The organism is Brevibacterium mcbrellneri ATCC 49030, from assembly GCF_000178455.1.
In the GTDB taxonomy this organism is placed as follows: Bacteria; Actinomycetota; Actinomycetes; order Actinomycetales; family Brevibacteriaceae; genus Brevibacterium; species Brevibacterium mcbrellneri.
In genome coordinates this window covers 24,637-45,326 of sequence record NZ_ADNU01000023.1, presented here as the reverse complement: position 1 = coordinate 45,326, position 20,690 = coordinate 24,637, and the positions used below count along the sequence as shown (strand labels likewise).

Here is a 20,690-nt window from a genome sequence, read left to right as displayed (position 1 = left end):
AGTTACCATAGTGAAATGGATCCCAGCACTTTGAAACAACTTCTTGACGTTTCTGCTCTTAAGATTCTGGATTCTCTCGATTACGACCGTTCGCGTGAGTTGCAGCTGAACAAGCAGTTGCGGGCGCAGGGCTTAAGCCCTGAACTCACTGCGGCGATCCTCACGCAGGCTCAGTTGCGCATCGAAGCGGAAGACAAGTTTGGCCCGTTTGCCTCACACATGTTGTTCACGCGCGACGGGTTAGCGCAGGCCACCCGGATTCCTGTCGCTGCCCACCACGCGGCCCGCATGCGTCAGGCTGGAGTCACCTCGATTGCCGATTTGGGGTGCGGAGTTGGCGCGGATGCGCTGGCGTTTGCGGGTACGGATGTGCAGGTGCGCGCAGTTGAGATTGATGAAGTTACCTCTGCGATCGCGGCTTTTAATATGCGTGAGTTTCCCACCGCCGAGGTGGTTCACGGTGCCGCTGAAGATCAAGACCTGGCGGGGTTTGACGCGCTGTGGTGCGACCCTGCCCGCAGGTCTGGTTCGCATCGGGATGGGCAGGCGCGCAGACTCAGTGATCCGGAGTCGTTTTCGCCGTCGCTGTCGTGGGTGGTTGAGAAGGCCGCCGAGGTGCGGGCAGCTGGAGTGAAAATGGGTCCGGCGTTGGATCATGGGCTCGTGCCGGATGGGTGGGAGGCCCAGTGGGTTTCGCACAACGGTGATGTTGTTGAAGTGGGGCTGTACGCTGGCGACGCGTGTCAGCGGGCAGGGCGTTCTGCTCTTCTCATGGGCGATGAGCCCGGAACACTCACGGTGCACGAGTCCGAGGTGCCCGAGGAGGACGAACCCGGGATTGGTGAGCTGGGCGAGTATCTGTTTGAGCCGAACGGTGCCCTGGTACGTGCTGGGTTAGTCACTGCCCTGTGTGATCCTCTAGGTGTGCGGCGGATTTCCCCCAAAATTGCGTACCTGACTGGTGATGGTCTTGTGACCGGGATTGCTCAGCGCGCGGTGTCGCAGTACCGGATTGTGGATGTGCTGCCTGCTGGTATTAAAGCGTTGCGTCAAGCGCTGAAGGCCCGCAACATTGGCAAGGTCATCATTAAGAAACGTGGCATGGATATTGTTCCTGAGAAGGTTCGACGTCAGTTAAAGCTGACCCAGGGCAGTGAGTCAGCGACCTTGGTTTTCACCCGTGTAGGCGAGAAGCACGTGGTGCTGTTCACACAGCCCGTGACGCTGTAACTAGCCGGCTCCCCATAGCGCCGCGGACGGGCGCCGGTACGCCAGCCACCGCTACTTTCCGCACTGAGGCGACTTAGCGCGAACCTTCACGGGAACCTGCGCCTTCGCCTCCAGTGTGCCTGTCAGGTATTTGGCTGCGGCATCCATTGCGTACTCATTGCCAGAATATGTGGCGATGACAGTGTCTGCCTTGGCTCGGTCCACGTTCCACGGCGCACCGATCCCTACAACGTACTTCGCACCGTCCGCAGGTTTCTGCCCCACACTCACGGTTGGGCCGCTGCCAACAGATACACCGTTATTTTCGAAGGCCTTGGACAGGCGTTGAACTGCAACCTCATCGTCACCCACTACTCGCGCTTTTTTGAGTGGCTTGGCAACCTGGCACGTCCCACTAATCACTGACAAAGACTCTTCTGCATACGCACGCAACGCATCTTCAGTTTTAGGGGCACTGCCCTGAGCGATTTCAGCGCTGCGCTTTTGCCACAGACTCAGCGACACCACCCGAGTCGCAGCCTCCGTTATTCGTTTACGTGGTAGGTCGCCACTTTTGACCGCTTTCACAATGCTTGCGTGTGCTTGCTCAGTGTCATGCGGCATGAGAGCCAAATCTGCCCCCGCCTTGATCGCGGTGAGCGCCGAGTCCTTTTGCGTAACCGCCCCCATGTTCAGCGCGTCGGTCACTGCCACATGTTCAAAGCCAACGTCTTTACGCAAAGCTTCGTACACCTCGGGGTTGAGGTCACCGGGAAGCTTTTCGTTCCCGGGCACCGCAATGTGGCCCACCATGATCAACGGGACTCCCACCTCGGCGGCCTTTTTAAACGGCTCATATTCCGTTTTGCTCAGCTTTTTCAGCGACTTTTTCGACACGGGGAGGGATTCGTGTGAATCGACCGTGAGGGAACCGTGGCCCGGAAAGTGTTTAGCTGCCGAACCAATCCCCGCCTTGCTGTACCCGCTCACTGCGGCCGCGACCGTGTCGCTCACCGCGTCAGACTTGTCGCCGGCAGACCGCACGTTGATTGCTGGGTCTTTTGCGCCCACGGTGACATCGGCGACAGGGGCGAAGTCGATTGAGAAACCGGCGTCGCGCAGTTCCGCACCTTGCGCGTGGGTCGCGTTGGTGACCGTGTCTTTGTTGCGCACCGCCCCACCGGCCATGAGCGGTGGGAACGGCATGGTTGCGGACCGCACGCGGGCAACGGGCCCGCCTTCCTGGTCGACCGAGGTGAGAACCGGCCAGTCGCGGTCTTTGCCCCCCGCTTTGATCGCCGAGGTGGTCGCTTTGAGGTCTTTTAAGGTGGCTGTTTCGCCCAGGTTGTAGGTCATCACGATACTGCCGGAAAGGTGCAAGCGTTCGATGGTATCCGCAGCGACCTGCGGATCTGTTCCTTGGTATGTCATCATCAAAACAGATCCGGCCAGTTCTTCATCCGACATCTTTTCGACGATCTTTTTTGCTTCCGATGTGTCTTCATCGCTGATCCCTTCAACTGGCGCTGGGCCTTGAGCCTGTGGGGTTTCAGGGGCGTTGGAAGCGGTGTCGGACTTCTCAGTTTCCTGGGCAGGGCCAGACGTTTGTGTGGAGGTCCCTTGGGTCCCTCCACAACCGGCCAATAACAGAGCACAGATTCCTGCGGTGATTAAACGACGCATGGGGCTAAGTTTAGCTAGGCTGTAATGTGCAATTGCTTAACGAGAGGCGACTCTATGACGCAGCACGTGATCAGCGTGGATCAACTTCACCCGCTTGTGGGCAAACCCCGTGTTCGGATCCTGGATGTGCGGTGGACCTTGGGTAAGCCCAACGGCTACCCGGACTACTTGGAAAGTCACATTCCCGGTGCCACATACGTGTCACTGGATGAACAGCTGTCCAGTCACCGTCCTGATGAACCGCACCTGGGCCGTCACCCCCTGCCCAGCGTTGAGGAATTCCAACGAACGCTGCAGTGCTTGAGTATCGATGAAAAAACCACTGTGGTGATCTATGACGACGCTGCCTCAACTGCGGCAGCCCGCGCGTGGTGGTTGCTCTTGTGGGCGGGGCTCACAGATGTTCACGTTCTCGACGGTGGCCTGACCGCGTGGAAGGACGCTGGCTACGAACTGGAACACGGCCCAGACACTAATGAACGTGTACCGTCGTCATACTCCGTCACCCCATCCCTTCCCACTACCGACGCAGCAGGGGCAGCTGATCTCGCCCGCACCGGCACCCTCATCGACTCCCGCGCCGCCGAACGTTACCGCGGTGACCACGAACCCATGGACCCCAAAGCAGGCCACATCCCAGGTGCCATCAACCGACCCACAACCCTCAACACCCCTAACGGGCGGTGGCTCTCAGAGGACGAACTGCGCAAAGCGTGGAACGACCTCGGCGTCCTGGACGAAACGGGCAAGCCTACCGCGGAGGTGGGTGTCTATTGCGGGTCTGGTGTCACAGCTTGTCACAATGCGTTGAGCTTGATGCAAGTGGGCGTGACCCCCGTTTTGTACGGTCCTTCCTGGTCAGGGTGGTCATCGGACGATTCAAACCCCGTTGCCACAGGGGATCACGCGAGCTAGCTCACACCGTGTATTCCTGGGCTACACACTAGGATTGCCATCATGGTTGATTTTGCGCAGTCCCCCCGTTCGACCTTGGGAGTCGAATGGGAGCTAGCTTTGGTAGACAAGACGAATTTGGACCTCGTCCCGCGTGCCGGTGAGGTCCTCAATCTTGTTGGTAAAGCTGGTCTTGATTCGTGCATTGTGGGCGAAATGCTCACGAACACAGTTGAGGTTGTTACCGGTGTCCACGAGCAGGTGTCTGGCGCGGTAGCGGACCTCAAATCTTCAGTTGCGCAGTTGCGTGAGATCACCAACCCGCTGGGCCTGGACCTCATGAGCGCAGGAACTCACCCGTTTGCGCACTGGCGTGAGCAGCAGGTGACCGACAAAGAGCGTTACGCGGAACTCATTAACCGTACGCAGTGGTGGGGTCACCACATGCTCATTTACGGGGTTCACACGCACGTGGGTATCGACAAACGTGAGTACGTTTTGCCCATCATGAATGCGCTCATGTGCTATGTGCCGCACCTGCAAGCGGTGAGTGCTTCTAGCCCGTTTTGGGAAGACACGGACACCAGTTACGCTTCCAACCGCGCCATGCTGTTCCAGCAGTTGCCTACCGCTGGGCTACCGTATCCGTTTACCGAGTGGCGCGAATATGAAAAGTACGTTCACGACATGCAGAAGACCGGTGTGATTGAGCAGATCAATGAGATCCGGTGGGATATCCGGCCTGCTCCTAAGTGGGGAACCATTGAAGTGCGGGTGTGTGACGGGATGCCCACCATCGCCGAGGTCGCAGCAGTGACCGCGTTCGTCCAGTGTCTGGTGCATCACTTCTGCGATCGCTTAGACCGCGGGTTGAGTTTGCCCACCATGCCGCAGTGGTTCCATGTGGAGAACAAGTGGCGTGCCGCGCGTTATGGGATGGACGCGATCATCATTGAAAACGAGCTTGGGCGTGAACGCCTAGTGAAGCACGTGATTGCTGATGAGGTGGAGTTCTTAACCCCGATTGCCCGTGAGCTTGGGTGCGAGGATGAGCTTCTGGGCATGTTGGAGTTCGCACGCATTGGCGCGTCGTATCAGCGTCAACGGGCTGTTTACGAAAACACGGGCGATATGTTCCAAGTGGCCAAGCTTTTGGTTGACGAATTTAAGTCCACGCGGCCTTCTCAAGTTATTGCGCCCGGCGCGGAGTAGGTTGCACCCGCAGGTCACCCCAGGGACTTACGTAGGGTGGACCACTGAGGTGGTTTGACCCGTTTCTCTACAATGACCATCCCACTTTCGCGTGGAGTGTAGAGTAACGGGCCGATTTTGGGCCGAAAACGTGAACAAAACGAACAAAAAGGGTGTTTACTCTACACTCTGGATCGAGGGTTGTAGGGTAAACCGTTCAGCATTGTCCCCAGCACACGCGACTTGGTGGCACAGGCGTCCCCTTGAAGCTGGGTTTTCCACAGGTCGCTCAAGGGCTATAGCGGTAGTGAGCTCAGGCGCCTACATTCAGCGCATGGATTCACAACGCACCCTGCACATTCCGATGTCTTTACAGGAGGCGCGTACGCGTGGTCTCCGCCCATCACAACTCACACCGGTATTCCTCAAAGGCCACAAACTGAGGGGAACCTTCACTTCTGATGCGCATGTTCGCACCGTGCGGATACCGCTCTGGGCGCACGAGGACCCTCACTGGTGGACTCTATTTACTGAGCTCAGCGCAGTAACGGCAACACGCCCCCACGCAATGGTCACGGGTAACAGCGCCGCGTATCTGCGTGGCTTGCCAATCAAACTTCGACCAGAGCTAGACATTGCAGTTCCCAATGAACACGGCCCGATCGCGGTTCCGCATGTGAAGTCTTTCCGTATGGCTGACACCGCGAGCGTCACTAAAGAAGGCTTGCGGTTTCACCACCTCGGCGGGATTCTTCATGTCATTGCACGGCAAGAGTCTGTGGAAAACCTGGTCGCAGTTCTTGACGCGCTTATGGGGCCATGGCGTAGACCAGCGGAACTCACACGCACCAAACTCGACCAGCTGGTTGCTGCCGGGCCCAAGGTTCACGGGTGGTCCAAGCTGAAGCAAGCTGGTGCGCTGGCCCGTGAGAACGTTGCGTCACCTCAAGAAACACGTCTCCGGTTAGCGCTGGTACGTGCGGGTCTTCCCGAACCAGTAGTCGCGTACCCGGTGTGGATTGAACGATTCGGGGCACACATCCACCCGGACTTGGCGTACCCGTTTGCAAAAATCGCGATCGAATACGAAGGGCGTCACCACTTCGAGCTCACAGAGCAGGTGCTGAAAGACACGGACCGATACTACGAACTAGGCCGACTCGGGTGGACAGTAATTCGCGTAACCGCACTACACGAGATGGACAGTATTGTGCTTAAGGTCCGCGAGTGTCTGAATGTTTAGAAACCTGATTTCTCTACAATGGCCAGCCCACTTTCGCGTGCTGTGTAGAGTAACGCGCCGTTTTTGGCCCGAAAACGTGAACAAAACGAACAAAAGAGGTGTTTACTCTACACTCTGGATCGAGGGTTGTAGAGTAAACCGCTCACGCGCGGAAGTCACCCCAGGGACTTACGCAGGGTAGGCCACGCCTTCGCGAACTCGGGGTGTAACGGGTAGTCCTCAACCTGGTCCACGGGAACCCACGCGAGTTCTTCACTCTCACGGTCACTGATGCTTTCTTCCAGACGCCCCAGAGCCCGGCAAATCACCGTGGTGTACGTCCAGCCGCTCTTATCAACCGTGTACAGATCAAGAATCTCAATGTCGTGTCCGTCTAGAGCCGGCACCCCTGCTTCTTCGTGACTTTCCCGAATCGCGGCATCAGTGTCGCTTTCGCCCTTATGCTTAGCCCCTCCAGGAATACCCCACGTCCCTCCGTGAGCCGACCAAGAAACCCTGTGCTGGAGCAAAACGCCCCGCTCCGAATCATGAATGAGTAAACCGGCTGCGCCAAACAACCCCCAGAAACGACCCTGGGGTGTTTTGCACCACCCGTCACCAGAAGCACGCGAAACCTGTGGGTCAGACATAGACGTGGTCGACCTCCAATGAACTTGTCACTCCAAACGAAAAGTCCGACGGGGCCAGCCCACGACTCATGATCTCCGCGCCCAACGCAGCCACCATGGCACCGTTATCCGTACACAGCGCGAACGGCGGAATCCGCAACGTCACTCCAGCCTGCGCACAGTCGTGCTCAAGGCGAGCGCGCAACCGCCTATTCGCCGCGACTCCCCCACCTACAAGCAAGTGAGGAATGTTGAGGTCTTCACACGCCAAAAGCGCCTTCTTCACCAGCACGTCCACAATCGCTTCTTCGAAACTGGCCGCGACATCCGCAACATTGGCGTCCGGCGTTTGAGTGACATACCGCAGCGCCGCGGTCTTCAAACCAGAAAAAGAAAACGAATAGCGACGCTCTGGGTCACGCATGTCCTTTGCAGACGTGAGCCCCCGCGGGAACGCAACCGCGTGCGGATCCCCAGCGACTCCGTCAGTGAAAGCACCTGCAGCAGCACGCGAAATATTGGGACCACCTGGATAGTCCAGGCCCAGCAACCGCGCCGTCTTATCGAAGGCTTCACCAGCCGCGTCGTCAATCGTGGCGCCTACCAGTTTCACCCCGTCAACGATGTCGGTGATGGTGAGAATCTCGGTATGCCCGCCAGACACCAGCAACGCCACGGTAGGCAGTGTGAGTCCGGGCGAATCGGGGGCCACCATATCGACTGCCACGTGTGCCGCCAAGTGGTTCAGCCCGTACAGCGGCAGGCCCGTGGCAGCGGCCAGACCTTTAGCGGCTGACACTCCCACCATGAGCGCCCCGCTCAGTCCCGGACCGGCTGTCACTGCTATCCCGTCCAAGTCGTTCAAGGTCACGCCCGCATCATCCAGTGCGGCCTGCACGGTAGGTCCAATTGCGTTGATGTGCGCGCGGGAAGCCACCTCGGGAACCACTCCCCCGTAACGCACGTGTTCGTCCATGGACGAAGCGACCGTGTTCGTTAGCAGGGTGTGACCACGCACGATCCCCACACCGGTTTCATCGCAGGAACTCTCAATCCCTAACACCAAAGGTTCGGTCACTGGTCCTCCACCGTGAGATTCGCGTACATGCGCGCTTGGGAGTCTTCGTCGATGTCCACGTTTTTCACACCAAGTTCTGTGAGTAGGGCGCGCAGGTGGGTGTCCCACACTGGCCCGATCTCGGGAACCGTGTGTGCCGCTTCCTCACACGTGGCAAACGTGTGGGTCACCGTCAGACGTGTTGAATCAGGCGTCTGTTCACCGACGCTCAAGCCCACTCGCCCAAACGGAAGTTCTAGCAAGAAGAACCGCTCATCTTCGCTCCCCATGATTTCGCCCGTGAGCTGCTCACCGTCAAAGTCGAAAGTCACAACGTCGTCATCGCGACTCCACGGAGCGAACCACTGCGAAGCAGAATCAGGGTCTGTCACATAGCTCCACACGGTTGCACGGTCCACGGGAGCGACTGCGCTGATCACCAAATCACAACCGTCTTCCCACTCGGTGAGTGTGGCCTCAATGTCCATACTCACAGGCTACTACGCATGATGAGGGCGTCTGCGCCCGCATAGTAACCAGCCCGCCGGTTGATCTCTTCAAACCCGCGCGAGGCGTACAAGTAGATGGCGCGTTCGTTGTCGTCGCGCACGTCAAGGTACAACGCTTCGACACCCGCTTCTCGCGCCGCGTCCATGGCGACGTCCAAGAGCCGGCTGCCAACACCTCGGCGGTCACTGGCCAGCGTCAGAATGTCACCTTGGGGGCCGGAAATTGAGAGCCCCACATACCCCACAACCTGGCTGCCATCCCGCGCGACCCAAAATCGGTTGCCGGGAACTGCCATTTGCGACCAGAAGAACTCTTCGGTCCAGGCTTGGTTTCCAAAACTCTTCTCGTCGAGGACCGTCACGGGGGCAATGTCCATCCACCGCATGCGTTCGATCATTGGCGGGGTTTGGCGTCCGGTTCACGCAAGTACAGCGGCGAAGTGTCAAGCAACGCCCCCAGCTCCTCTAGGTTGCCTGGCTGGTTCTGGGCGCACAGGCCGAGGTCGCCGGCCGTGGGTTCGGTGAACTCATCTTCCGTACGTGCCGGGTTACCCAGGGTTTCGGCGTAGAGAACAAAGCCTCGCCCGATCCGGGTGGCCGCCGGTGTGAGGTCTGCCGGGAGGATCACGCGTGGCCCGTCGATCACGGTCACGGTATCCCCCAAACGGTAGGTGGTTGCGTACACCTCTTTACGGCGAGCGTCGGTGGCAACCGTAATGTCGCCGGTGATGCCGTGGACTGCCGCACGGAATGCTAACGCGTCGTGACTGCGCACACCGTAAATGGGAATACCCAAACCTAGCGCGTAGCCAATCCCGGTGGCGATCCCAGCGCGCAAGCCGGTAAAGGGCCCCGGCCCCACGCCCACGATCACACGTTGGGGTTGCACGTCTTGCGTGATTTCGCGGATCGCGGGGCCCACGAATTCGGCGTGCTTGCGCGCGCTAAACGTGGTGCGTTGAGCACGCACCTCCCCGTTTGAGTCCACCAGTGCCACGCTCGCCGCCGCCGAGGTGTCAATCGCCAATGTGATCACAGCGCCTCCTGGCACGCGGTTGTCAGTTGCTCGATACGACCTTCCCACCGTGGCCCGTGGGCGCTCAGCGTGTAGGTTCGCGCTTCGGATTCGGGGTCGGGTTCGGGCCTGTCGATGAAAATGTCCAAGTAGGAGTCGCTGAGCTGCTCAGCTTTGCCCCGGCCCCATTCGATGATGGTGACCATGTCATCGAGTTCTGCGTCGAGGTCCAGATCGTCCAGTTCCATCGCGTCCTCCAAACGGTACGCATCAACGTGGACAAGCCCCGGACCGTCGCTTACCGCTTCGTGTTCACGCGCAATGACGAAGGTGGGTGAGGTGATCCGGCCTCGTACGTTGAGCTCTTTCCCGATCATCTGCGTGAGTGTGGTTTTCCCAGCCCCCAGATTTCCGGTCAACAGAATCACGTCCCCGGCCTGCACATGGGCGGCCAATACGCGGGCAAAAACGGCTGTCTGTTCCACGGAAGACGTGCGGATCACGTGTGCTCCTGTTCTACTCGTGGCACGCGAGCTCCCAATCGGGTAACGATGTCGTAGTTGATTGTGCCCGCCCACTGTGCCCATTCGTCGACGTGTGGGCCGCCGTTGCCCCAGATCACCACGGGGTCCCCGGGAGATACCTGCGCGTCGCCCACGTCAGCGATCATCTGGTCCATGGCAATCGACCCTACGACTGGGAACGCTTTTCCTTGAATGGCCACGTGCGCTTTGTGGGAGGCTTGGCGCGGGATTCCGTCCCCGTACCCGCCGGCTACCAGCGCAAATTTGGACGACGCCGAGGTGGTGTACCGCAGTCCGTATGAGGCACCTTGGCCTGCAGGGACGTCTTTGGCTGCGCACACGTGTGAGACCAGCGTCATCGCAGGTTGGAGACCTTCCGAGTAGGCGTGGTCAACTGGTGCGAAGGGGCTGAGCCCGTACATGGCGACACCGGCCCGCACCGCGTTTCCTGGCACGGGGTCCATGGAGAGGATCGCAGGCGAGTTGGCGATGTGTTCCATCAGGTTGTCGATCTGAAGCGTTGCTTTTACCGTGTCGACAGCTTGGTTAAACCGCTCAATCTGGGTTGTGTTGAAGTCATTGTCTGGTTCGTCAGCGCATGCGAAGTGAGACATGACACCACACACCTGCACGCCGTGCGCAGTGGTCAGTTGTTCTAACACCTGTTGTAGTTGCGTACTGTTGAGGCCGTTGCGGCCCAGACCCGTGTCCACTTTGAGGTGGATACGTGCGGTTTTTCCGGTGGTGTGGGCGGCATTGAAGATTGATTCAAGGGCCGCAGGTGATCCCACGCCCAGCTCAATTCCGCGTTCAACAGGCTCAGAAAGGTCAGCGTTTGGTTCGTACAGCCAGCACATGACGGTGTGGTCGCTCTCACCGCAGTCATCGCCATGATCACTAAGGCCAGCCAGAATGTCCTGAACAGCCACAGCTTCCGGGATTGTCGCAGTACCAAAGTGCGTCACGCCAGCACGGGCGAGCGCAGGAACCACCAGGTTCACCCCGTGTCCATATGCGTCTGCTTTCACAATTGCCACGAGTTGTTTTCCTGCAGCGCGTTCCTGCAACAGTTGCACATTGTGTACAAGCGCGCGCGTATCAATCACGGCCGTCAGTGGTGCAGACGTCATGATTCCTCCCTGTGTGAACGTGCGACTTCCAGAATAGACTGAGCAGTTTCCAATGCGCGGTTCCCGGCAGCTTCATGATGAAGAAGAACAGCATTCGCTGCCACCACCGCGGCGCTCCGCGAACCAGCCGGCTGTTCTGTTGCCATGAGGGCACCCATGATGCCAGCCAAAACGTCGCCACTACCAGCTGTAGCCAAACGTGCCGGCCCTACCGGCGTGAGGTGCAACGTGCCGTCGGGCTCACTGATAACAGTGCGCGCACCCTTAATCAGAACACAACACCCCAGTTCAGAGGCCAAGCGTCGCGCCCAGTGTGCAGGTGCTGACTCAATCTCCTCACGCGTCACAGTCCATCCCCGCGACTCGCACAGTGATTGGGCTTCGCCTGCGTGCGGGGTGAGAACCCAGTTGTCACGTGCCCTGCTCACCCGCGCCAACGCACCTGCATCAATTACGGCAGGCAGACACTTCTCATACGCCTGATCCAAAACCTCATCGACCAGTTCATCTTCTGGCGCCCCGGGGCCCACAACCCAGGCTTGCACGCGCCCCCACCCGGTAACGACCTCGGGCACGGAATGCATAACCAACCCAGCCGCGTCACCCACGTACCGCACCATGCCCACGCCAGTGTTCTGGGCGGAAAGTGAGGTCAGCACGGCGGCACCTGGGTACTGCTGTGACCCGGCCGCAACGCCAAGAACGCCACGTGAGTACTTGTGGTCCTGTTCGCCCGGCCCCCGCACACTCGCCGTGGTGTGCAGGTAGCCAGCCGGAGCGTCCGTGCTGGTCAAGCCGATGTCCACACACTCCACGTGCCCGCAAAACCCAGCCCCTGGGTGCACAAACAGCCCAGCCTTCAACATGCCGAACGTCACCGTGTGGGTCGCACGCACCGCATGCGGATCAACCTCACCCGTTGACGCGTTCACACCCGTGGGGGTATCAACCGCAATACACAGCTGATCACACGCGTTGTTTTGCCAATCGCTCAGCTGGCTCGCCAAGGGTTCGCGAAGCGCCCCAGAGGCCCCTGTGCCCAGAATCCCGTCGATGACTACGTCCGCGTCCCGCACGCTGTCCCACTCCGTGGTGACGCACACGCCCGCTGCCACCGCGGCGGCTAACCCTTCCTCGTGAGCAGAACCGGCGACGGTCACGGCTTGGCAGCTGACACCTCGGCGGGCTAAAAACGCCAGCGCGTACAGCGCGTCCCCACCGTTGTTGCCAGAACCCACCAACGCGACCGCGCGGGTTCCATACACGCGCCCGTACCTGCTCTGCAGTTCCCGCACAACCACATGCGCAAGCCCCGTGGCCGCCTTCAGCATGAGTTCCTTGCCCTGCCCGGCTGCCAGGAGAGGCGCTTCTGCGTCGCGCACCTGTTGCGAGGTGTACAGCGGTTGCATGCTAGTCCTTGTTCAAACGGTTGAGTGCCAGCGCAGAAAGAAACGCTGCCTGGTCACCTAGCGCGGTATCCGTGTGCCGCGCCCGAGGTGAATGGTTAGCTTCCCACGTGTCTTCCGGCCCGTACGCCGCACCGAAGTGTCCGTATGATCCCGGAACCAGGTCGAGGATGCGGGAGAAATCCTCCGAGCCCACCCTGGGGTGGTCCATGAGGTGAACGCGTTCGGTGCCAAACAGGGCTTCAGCAGTTTCGAGGAACAGGGCGTTCTCATCGTTGTTATTGATGGTGGCTGGCAGCAGGCGGTACATGTTGACCTCCGCGGTCAGGCCGTGTGCCTGCGCGATCCCCTCCACCAGGGCGGGGAGAACCCGTTCACATTCGCTGGTGGTTTCTTCCGAAAACGTGCGTACGCTCGCGGCCAGATACGCAGAGTCGGGGATGACGTTGGGCGCAGTTCCCGCCTGGAACTGCCCCACCGTGAGTACCACGGGGTCCCACGCAAAAAAGTGCCGGGACACAAACTCTTGCAACTGGCCCACAATCGTTGCCCCAACCTGTACCGGATCCAAGGCGGCTTCCGGACGGGCGGCGTGACCACCTCGGCCGCGGACAGTAATTTCTAGATTGTTCGCAGACGCCATGTACGAACCCGGCTTGGAGTACACGTGTCCTGGGGGCTGATCAGCCGAAACGTGGACCCCGAACGCTGCGACTACCGGGACGCCGGCAGCTTCAAGGACACCCTCGTCCACCATCTTCCCAGCTCCGTCATAGCCTTCTTCGCCCGGTTGGAACATGAACACCACGTCACCTGCCAGTTCGCTCTTACACGCGTGCAAGATGTGGGCGGCACCAATAAGGCCAGTAACGTGCAAGTCGTGCCCGCACGCGTGCATGTTGCCGTTCGTCGAAACGAACTCAAACCCGGTAGCTTCGGTGACAGGCAGCGCGTCCATATCACCACGCAAAAGCACCGCTTGCGGGTTTTCGCCACGCTTGTCACCACGCAGCACGGCTACGACCGAATCCAGATTGGTTCCAGTCGTCACCTCAAGATCCAAGCCGTGAAGAGCATCCAGCACAGTTTTCTGCGTGGCAGGAAGAGTCAGACCCAGTTCCGGATTCTGGTGAATCCGTGTGCGAATGTCTCGCAACCGGGGAGCTAACTGCTCTGCAACCTCTACAACCTTCTTGAGTACACCTTCGTTCGCTGTCATGACGTTAAGCCTAGTAAACCCGGTCACGGGCCGAACAACGTGGTCAAACAAACACAAAAGTTTCTGAACAAGGCCGTGACGTTCACCCACGCGTCACTCATTCATGATGAGCTAGATATATGACTGAGGTTCTCACAGCCACCCCACCATTCGACGCAGTGATCTTCGACATGGACGGAGTCGTCACCGACACCGCTTCACTCCATGCCGTCGCGTGGAAACAACTGTTTGACTCCGCCCTCGCCAATCCCCAACTCAAGGACGCAGCAGTCGAGTTCCCGGAGGAACTCAACGCCTCTGAGTTCTCTGTCGCCACTGACTACCGTGCTTATGTGGACGGGCGTCCACGCGAAGACGGCGTGCGCGAGTTCTTTGCCTCCCGTGGCATCACACTTCCAGAAGGTGACGACGACGACCCAGCCGGGGCACTGACCGTACACGGGCTGGCCCGTCACAAGAACGACGCATTTAACGAAGAACTCAAAAAACAGGGCGTCCGCACCTTCCCAGGGACCATCAACCTCATCGAACGTTTGCGCGCAGGCGGACGCAAGATCGGCCTCGTCACCGCCAGCCGCAACGCACCCGCCCTTTTGAACAACGCACAAATCACGGAACTCTTCGACACCATCGTTGACGGACAAACCGCACTCGACGAAAACCTGCCCGGCAAACCCCAACCTGACACCTTCCTCCGGGCTGCCAACAACCTCGGCGCAGAACCCCGCAACGCCGTTGTTGTTGAAGATGCCATCTCAGGTGTTCAAGCAGGACGCGCTGGGAAATTTGGGCTGGTCGTAGGTGTTGACCGCCACGGCCACCGCGACGAACTCATCGACGCCGGAGCCGATGTGGTCATTGGGGACCTGCACGAACTCGACCTGGGAGAACGTCGCGACCGCCCTCGCACCCTCGTCTACGTGGGTGGAGAAGACCATCACAAAGGCAAACGCGCCACCCTCACCACCCTGGGCAATGGATACATGGCTATCCGTGGTACCGCCTCGGAAATCAAAACCGGGCACCGTGGGGCACCCGGGGCGTATATCGCAGGCATCTTCAACCGGCTCACATCCACCGTTCAGAGGCGCACGCAAGTTCACGAGTCCATGGTGAACCTGCCACACTGGGCCGCCTTGGACGTGAAATTCGCTGACGGAGAATGGCTCTCAGACCGCGGTCTCACCGTGGTGTCCGAAGAACGGACCCTCAACTTTGACGACGGCGCACTGGTACGCCACCTGGTTGTTCAAGACCGCCACGGTCGTTCGCTTAAACTGTGCCAGCGTCGCATCGTGTCCATGGACAAACAGCACTTAAGCGCAACTCTCACCCGGGTTGAAACGCTGAGCGATGAGCCACAAACGGTGCACGTGCGCTTAGGTATCGACGCGCGTGTCAACAATGACAACGTGGCCGAATACGACCAGCTGGCCAAACAACACATCGAGACTCGCCACGCAAAAGTACTCGAAGACGGCACCCTGCTCACCGAAGTCATCACCGAACAGAGCCGCACCCGGGTTGCCATGGCCCAACGCACCCGCGTGACAGAACGCCGAGTCGACTTCTCAACACAGCGCGTTCCCGGCGAAACCATGGGATACGACGTCGAAACCGTAAGCGAAGAAAACGAACGCGGAAAAGCCATCTATCGCGAACACGCATTTACCGTACACCCAGGTCACGCGTTCGACTTCGACACCGTCACCTCCACCGTCCACTCCCGCGACCCCGCCTTAAGTTCCGTGCGAGGCGGGGCGGTCCAGCACCTCGACTGGTTGCCCGACTGTAGCTTTACCGCCCTCCTGCCCGGCCACCGGGCAGCTCTTGCCAAACTCTGGGACCGGTTCGGCGTGGAGGTGGACACCACCTCGGGCGCGGCGGACCAAACACAACTCATGGTGGACCTCCACACCTTCCACCTCATCCAATCCATGTCCCCACACACCGTTGCACAAGACGTGGGAACCACCGCGCGCGGAATGACCGGAGAAGGCTACCGCGGGCACATTTTCTGGGACGAAGTATTCGTCATGCCGTTGCTGAACATGCGGTTCCCGGAGATTTCCAAATCTCTACTCATGTACCGGTGGCGTAGGCTCGACGCTGCCCGGCAATTGGCCCGCGAATCTGGTTTTAAGGGAGCTCAGTTCCCTTGGCAGTCGGGTTCTGACGGGCGCGAAGAGACACCGGTGGAGCTGTGGAACCACCGGTCAAACAGGTGGATGCCAGACAACTCACGCAGGCAATACCACGTGGGGCTCGCCGTGGCGTACAACGCGTGGCAGCACTACCGCGTCACAGCAGACACCAAATGGTTGGCCGAACACGGCGGTGAACTCATCATCGAAATTGTGCGCCTATTCGCCTCCATGACCGAATACGACGCTGCCGAGGACCGCTACCACATCCGACGCGTCATGGGGCCCGACGAATACCACGACGGCTACCCGGGAACCCCCGGATCAGGTGTGGACGACAACGCGTACACCAATGTCATGGTCGCGTGGCTGGCACGTCACGCTGTGCGCATCTTTGAAGTGCTGTCATCCCACGAAGCAGACGAACTGGAGTTCAGGCTCAACATCGACCCAGAGGAAGTCACCCTGTGGGAACGCATGGCCGCACGCCTGTACGTGCCGTTCGCGCCAGACGGGCGGATCAGCCAATTTGCTGGGTACGAAGACCTCAAGGACCTTGACTTCGACGCCTACCGCCGCAAGTACGGCAACATCGGGCGCATGGACCTGATCCTGGAATCAGAGGACGACTCGACCAACAACTACAGGCTGTCCAAACAGTCTGACGTCAACATGTTGTTCTACCTGTTGGGCCCCACTGGAGTAGTGAAAGAACTGCGCCGCATGGGCTACGGCATGAGTGAAGAAGAAGTCGAACGCACCATCGACTACTACGTGGCTCATTCCACCAACGGGTCCAGCTTGTCCCGGGTCGCCAACGCTGCCGTGCTCGCCATGATTGGTCGCGAGGACGCGTGGAATGAATGGCAAGAAGCGCTACGCATCGACATTGACGACACCCAGTGGGGTTCAACCGCAGAAGGTATCCACCTGGGTGCCATGGCCGGAACCGTCGACGTTATTCTTCGCGCATTCGCAGGTGTTCTCATCCGGTTCAACCGGATCGAGTTCTACCCGAACCTGCCCGCAAACGTTGCCGACGCACGCTTCCGGGTTCTGTTCCAAGGACAGATCATCGAAGTGTACGTCACGCACACGGAACTCACGCTGGTGTCGCGTTCACGGGAAACTCACTCTGTGAGCGTGTACATCAACGGGGAGTCGCACACTCTGGAAGGTGGCGCGCGCCTGACGTTCCAGTTGTAAGGAAGTGCGCGCTGACGCGCTTTACTCCGCGTTTCGCCGTGCTTCCTCGCGCGCTTTGCGCCGCGCCTCTCGAGTCTCTTCAGCGCGTTGCCGGAATTCAGCAAGAGCTGCTAACGCCTCGGACGAACCAGGGAGCAACGGAGCCGGCTGGTCAACGGGCGGGTGGCTGTGCACCGGGTTTCCCTCCGCTACAACGAACGTGACAGTCCGGCCTGCGTCGTGGGTGATCGACACGTGGATTGTCTCGCCACCCATGTCGCGGAAGTGTTGAAGAACCCAACCTGAAAGCCGGAAACTGGGAGCACCCGTGAACGCTGACACGATTTCAGCTTCGTGCCACGGAATGATCTGTGGCAACTGCAGAGCCTTCACCAGAGCTTCTTTCGCTGAAAAGCGGGCGGCCAAAGACTCCGGGGTGCGTCGCTGACCATTCTTCTTTAACTGCTCAGCAGGTGTGAGGAGCCGGTCAAGCAGTTCCGGAACGCGTTCAATGTGTTCACGGAACCGCTCGACATCGGCAATGTCGACTCCAATCCCAATAATGGCCACGGTTACGAGTCAGCCCTGAATACGTTGGGCGGGTTATTCGACCGTGACCGACTTGGCCAGGTTACGCGGCTGATCGACGTCCAAGCCCTTGGCAGAGGCCAGTGCCATCGCAAAGATCTGCAACGGGATCGTGGTCAGAAGTGGCGCCAGCAACGTAGGCGTTGCAGGCACGTAGATCACTTCGGATGCGAACTGTTCGACCGCAGTGTCGCCTTCTTCTGCGATCACGATCGTGTTGGCACCACGCGCACGGACTTCCTGGATGTTGGAAACCACTTTGTCGTGCAACGAGTAACGCGATGCACGGCTTGGCACCACAATGAACACCGGCTGGCCTTCGTCAATCAGCGCTATGGGGCCGTGCTTGAGTTCACCAGCTGCGAAACCTTCTGCGTGAATGTAGGCGAGCTCCTTGAGTTTGAGCGCGCCTTCCATGGCAACGGGGTAGCCCACGTGCCGGCCCAAGAAAAGGACCGAGGTGGTGTCCTGCATGGATTGTGCAAGGTCGACTACCTGCTGTTTGCTTTCGTCCAGAAGCCGTTCGATCTTGCTAGGCACCTGTTCAAGTTCGTCTAGGATGACCTTGATTTCGTCCTGGTACTTGTTGCCACGCAGCTGTGCCAAGTACAGACCCAACAGGTAGCATGCGACGATCTGCGCCAAGAACGCCTTCGTGGACGCAACCGCGATTTCTGGGCCAGCGTGGGTGTAGAGCACGCCATCGGATTCACGCGGAATGGTGGAACCGTAGGTGTTACAAATAGCGATCACCTTGGCACCCTGTTCACGGGCGTGGCGCACGGCCATGAGCGTGTCCATGGTTTCACCCGACTGGCTGATAGCCACCACCAAAGTCTTCTCAGTGACCACCGGGTCCCGGTAACGGAACTCGTGAGCCAGTTCGACCTCGGTGGGAATACGGCACCAGTGCTCAATTGCGTAGCGAGCAACCTGACCTGCGTAGGCAGCTGTTCCACATGCGATCACAACGATCTTGTCAATGCTCTTGAGCACCGATTCGTCAATATTCATCTCTGACAGCTGCAGGTGACCATGTTGGTCCATGCGACCCAACAGAGTGTCAGCAACAGCTTGAGGCTGGTCATGGATTTCCTTGTCCATGAACGATGCGAAGCCGCCCTTTTCAGCGGTCGCTGGGTCCCAGTCAACCGTGTACGACTTCCCTTCCACCGGGTTGTTGTCAGTGTCGATAATGTCGACTGAATCCGGGGTAATGGTCACGATCTGGTCTTGACCAATTTCAACTGCATCGCGCGTGTAGTCAATAAACGCTGCGACGTCTGAGCCAAGGAAGTTTTCGCCGTCACCTAGGCCAACGACCAGTGGGCTGTTGCGGCGAGCAGCCACAACCGTGTCCGGAACGTCTTGGTGAATAGCTAGGAGTGTGAACGCACCTTCAAGCTGAGTTGCAGTGATGCGCATGGCTTCGGTCAGATTACCTGTTTCCCGGTAGTTCTTGGCCAGCTGCTGAGCGGCAACTTCCGTGTCGGTTTCAGACACAAACTGAGCGCCTTCAGCTTCAAGTCGTTCTTTCAACGGCGCAAAGTTCTCAATGATTCCGTTGTGAATGAGGGCCAACTTGCCGTCATCGGCCAGGTGAGGGTGGGCGTTCTGGTCAGTGGGGCCGCCGTGCGTAGCCCATCGCGTATGACCAATTCCTGTGGTGGCGTCCGGAATCTGGTGAGTCTCCAACACGTCCTTGAGGTTAGACAACTTACCGGATTTTTTCTCGCTGAAAAGCGGCTGGCCAGGGGTTGCAAGCGCTACACCAGCGGAGTCGTAACCGCGGTATTCCATGCGCTTGAGACCACCCATGACCACGTCGATAGCTGAATGGTCGCGACCTGCTGTTGCCTGCTCAGACCCGCCTGCAAACTGGGCACGAGAAGTTGAAACATATCCCACAATTCCACACATGGGACCAATCGTACCGATTGCCTAACCAAGCGAGAAATACAGGACGAAAAAGGTACATTCACTTTTACGCCCCCCTGATAAGCCCGTTGTGCCACTGAAAGTGGAAGGGTGTGGGAAAAGTGGGACAATGTGGGCTATGAATGCGCTCACCAACCTTGATCCCGCACGGCGCCTGGCCGGTTTGCGGCCAGATTCGGACTCACTGCCGTCGCCCTACTGGCTCTTCGATCGAGAGTCGTGGGCAGCGCTTGCGGAAACCACATCCTCGCCGCTGACGGAAAAGGAAGTTGAGCGACTGCGCGGTTTGGGTGAGCGCATCGACTTAGACGAGGTTCGCTCCGTTTACCTTCCACTGTCCGAACTGCTGAGCGTGTACGTTGCCGCCCGGGGCAACAAGTATCAGATGACGCGCGAATTCTTCACCCCGTTACGTGAAAAGGGCAAGGACGTCACACCTAAGCGCACCCCTTTTGTTATTGGCGTTGCGGGTTCTGTGGCAGTTGGTAAATCAACGACGGCGCGCCTTCTGCGTGAAATGTTGTCACGGTGGCCAGACACCCCACGGGTCGAACTCATCACAACCGATGGCTTCCTGTTCCCAAACGCGGAACTCGAGCGCCGTGGGATCGCTGACCGGAAGGGCTTCCCGGAGTCCTACGACCGCAGGCGGCTGCTGCGGTTCTTGGCGAAGATCAAGGCAGGTGCACCGGAGGCTCGCGCTCCCGTGTATTCCCACCACACGTATGACATTATTGACGGCGCCGAGGTGACGGTCCGCTCCCCCGATGTTGTGATCGTTGAGGGGTTGAATGTTCTCCAGGCTCCGCGTCCACGCCCTGACGGCCGCATTGGCGTGGCCGTGAGTGACTATTTTGATTTCTCCGTTTACGTGGATGCCAACACGAGCGACATTCGCGAGTGGTACATTCGCCGCTTTTTGCGCCTGCAGGAGGGCGCGTTTTCCCGTCCTGACTCGTACTTTCACAAGTATTCGCAGTTGACGCGTGAAGAGGCTGTCACGTTGGCGGGAGAAATTTGGGACTCTATTAACGCACCTAATTTGTCGCAAAATGTTCTTCCTAGCCGAGGTCGTGCGGACTTGATTCTGAAAAAGGCAAGTGACCACAAGGTGAAGAGCATCCAGTTGCGGAAGCTGTAAGCGTGG

Annotated in this window: 18 protein-coding genes; 6 read left to right on the top strand and 12 right to left on the bottom strand. The window is 59.0% G+C overall.

Features of this window, described 5'->3' with window-relative positions; translation table 11 throughout:
* Window positions 1-15: 15 nt before the first annotated feature.
* Complete coding sequence (locus tag HMPREF0183_RS04265; protein WP_005883155.1) at window positions 16-1,230, top strand: class I SAM-dependent methyltransferase; 1,215 nt, start codon at window positions 16-18, stop codon at window positions 1,228-1,230.
* A 51-nt stretch (window positions 1,231-1,281) separates the two neighbouring features.
* Here HMPREF0183_RS04265 and HMPREF0183_RS04260 read toward each other — a convergent pair whose 3' ends face one another.
* Window positions 1,282-2,892, bottom strand: coding sequence for a glycoside hydrolase family 3 N-terminal domain-containing protein (locus HMPREF0183_RS04260; RefSeq protein ID WP_005883153.1), 1,611 nt, complete (start codon window positions 2,890-2,892; stop codon window positions 1,282-1,284).
* Window positions 2,893-2,946: 54 nt separating this feature from the next.
* Here HMPREF0183_RS04260 and HMPREF0183_RS04255 point away from each other — a divergent pair, with 54 nt between their 5' ends.
* The 3 genes from HMPREF0183_RS04255 to HMPREF0183_RS12050 all read left to right on the top strand — a co-directional run bounded on the left by HMPREF0183_RS04255 (window position 2,947) and on the right by HMPREF0183_RS12050 (window position 6,220).
* Window positions 2,947-3,807: a sulfurtransferase gene (locus HMPREF0183_RS04255; protein WP_005883151.1), complete on the top strand. Its 861-nt coding sequence runs from the start codon at window positions 2,947-2,949 to the stop codon at window positions 3,805-3,807.
* A gap of 42 nt (window positions 3,808-3,849) precedes the next feature.
* Window positions 3,850-4,998 carry a glutamate--cysteine ligase gene (locus tag HMPREF0183_RS04250; RefSeq protein ID WP_005883149.1) on the top strand — a complete coding sequence of 383 codons (1,149 nt, stop codon included), beginning with the start codon at window positions 3,850-3,852 and terminating at the stop codon, window positions 4,996-4,998.
* A gap of 313 nt (window positions 4,999-5,311) precedes the next feature.
* Window positions 5,312-6,220, top strand: a complete 909-nt coding sequence (locus tag HMPREF0183_RS12050) for an endonuclease domain-containing protein (RefSeq protein WP_083801439.1) — start codon at window positions 5,312-5,314, stop codon at window positions 6,218-6,220.
* A gap of 155 nt (window positions 6,221-6,375) precedes the next feature.
* Here the strand turns inward: HMPREF0183_RS12050 and HMPREF0183_RS04240 are convergent, their stop codons facing one another.
* The 9 genes from HMPREF0183_RS04240 to HMPREF0183_RS04200 are packed head-to-tail and all read right to left on the bottom strand — an operon-like array spanning window position 6,376 to window position 13,688.
* Entirely contained in the window at window positions 6,376-6,849 is a 474-nt protein-coding gene (locus tag HMPREF0183_RS04240; RefSeq protein ID WP_005883146.1) for an NUDIX domain-containing protein, read from the bottom strand.
* Complete coding sequence (gene tsaD, locus HMPREF0183_RS04235; protein WP_005883144.1) at window positions 6,842-7,906, bottom strand: tRNA (adenosine(37)-N6)-threonylcarbamoyltransferase complex transferase subunit TsaD; 1,065 nt, start codon at window positions 7,904-7,906, stop codon at window positions 6,842-6,844. Before tsaD ends, HMPREF0183_RS04240 begins: the two co-directional genes overlap by 8 nt.
* Entirely contained in the window at window positions 7,903-8,373 is a 471-nt protein-coding gene (locus HMPREF0183_RS04230) for an SRPBCC family protein (protein WP_005883142.1), read from the bottom strand. Before HMPREF0183_RS04230 ends, tsaD begins: the two co-directional genes overlap by 4 nt.
* A 2-nt stretch (window positions 8,374-8,375) precedes the next feature.
* A complete protein-coding gene (locus HMPREF0183_RS04225; RefSeq protein WP_005883140.1) occupies window positions 8,376-8,792 on the bottom strand; it encodes a GNAT family N-acetyltransferase in 417 nt (138 codons plus the stop codon).
* Window positions 8,789-9,430: a tRNA (adenosine(37)-N6)-threonylcarbamoyltransferase complex dimerization subunit type 1 TsaB gene (tsaB, locus tag HMPREF0183_RS04220; RefSeq protein ID WP_005883138.1), complete on the bottom strand. Its 642-nt coding sequence runs from the start codon at window positions 9,428-9,430 to the stop codon at window positions 8,789-8,791. The genes HMPREF0183_RS04225 and tsaB overlap by 4 nt, the downstream gene beginning before the upstream one ends.
* A complete protein-coding gene (gene tsaE / locus HMPREF0183_RS04215; protein ID WP_005883136.1) occupies window positions 9,427-9,912 on the bottom strand; it encodes a tRNA (adenosine(37)-N6)-threonylcarbamoyltransferase complex ATPase subunit type 1 TsaE in 486 nt (161 codons plus the stop codon). Before tsaE ends, tsaB begins: the two co-directional genes overlap by 4 nt.
* Window positions 9,909-11,063 carry an alanine racemase gene (gene alr / locus HMPREF0183_RS04210; RefSeq protein WP_005883134.1) on the bottom strand — a complete coding sequence of 385 codons (1,155 nt, stop codon included), beginning with the start codon at window positions 11,061-11,063 and terminating at the stop codon, window positions 9,909-9,911. Before alr ends, tsaE begins: the two co-directional genes overlap by 4 nt.
* Window positions 11,060-12,472, bottom strand: coding sequence for an NAD(P)H-hydrate dehydratase (locus tag HMPREF0183_RS04205; RefSeq protein ID WP_005883132.1), 1,413 nt, complete (start codon window positions 12,470-12,472; stop codon window positions 11,060-11,062). The genes alr and HMPREF0183_RS04205 overlap by 4 nt, the downstream gene beginning before the upstream one ends.
* 1 nt (window position 12,473) lies before the next feature.
* A complete protein-coding gene (locus tag HMPREF0183_RS04200) occupies window positions 12,474-13,688 on the bottom strand; it encodes a M20 metallopeptidase family protein (protein WP_050775344.1) in 1,215 nt (404 codons plus the stop codon).
* 119 nt (window positions 13,689-13,807) lie between these two features.
* Between HMPREF0183_RS04200 and HMPREF0183_RS04195 the strand changes: the two genes are divergently transcribed.
* Entirely contained in the window at window positions 13,808-17,038 is a 3,231-nt protein-coding gene (locus HMPREF0183_RS04195; RefSeq protein WP_005883128.1) for a beta-phosphoglucomutase family hydrolase, read from the top strand.
* 21 nt (window positions 17,039-17,059) lie between these two features.
* Here the strand turns inward: HMPREF0183_RS04195 and HMPREF0183_RS04190 are convergent, their stop codons facing one another.
* Both HMPREF0183_RS04190 and glmS read right to left on the bottom strand, forming a co-directional pair.
* Complete coding sequence (locus HMPREF0183_RS04190; RefSeq protein ID WP_005883126.1) at window positions 17,060-17,587, bottom strand: holo-ACP synthase; 528 nt, start codon at window positions 17,585-17,587, stop codon at window positions 17,060-17,062.
* Window positions 17,588-17,620: 33 nt separating this feature from the next.
* The gene (gene glmS, locus HMPREF0183_RS04185; protein ID WP_005883124.1) at window positions 17,621-19,525 is read right to left on the bottom strand and encodes a glutamine--fructose-6-phosphate transaminase (isomerizing); all 1,905 of its coding nucleotides are present in this window, start codon (window positions 19,523-19,525) and stop codon (window positions 17,621-17,623) included.
* 127 nt (window positions 19,526-19,652) lie between these two features.
* Here glmS and coaA point away from each other — a divergent pair, with 127 nt between their 5' ends.
* A complete protein-coding gene (coaA, locus tag HMPREF0183_RS04180) occupies window positions 19,653-20,684 on the top strand; it encodes a type I pantothenate kinase (protein WP_005883122.1) in 1,032 nt (343 codons plus the stop codon).
* Window positions 20,685-20,690: the final 6 nt, after the last annotated feature.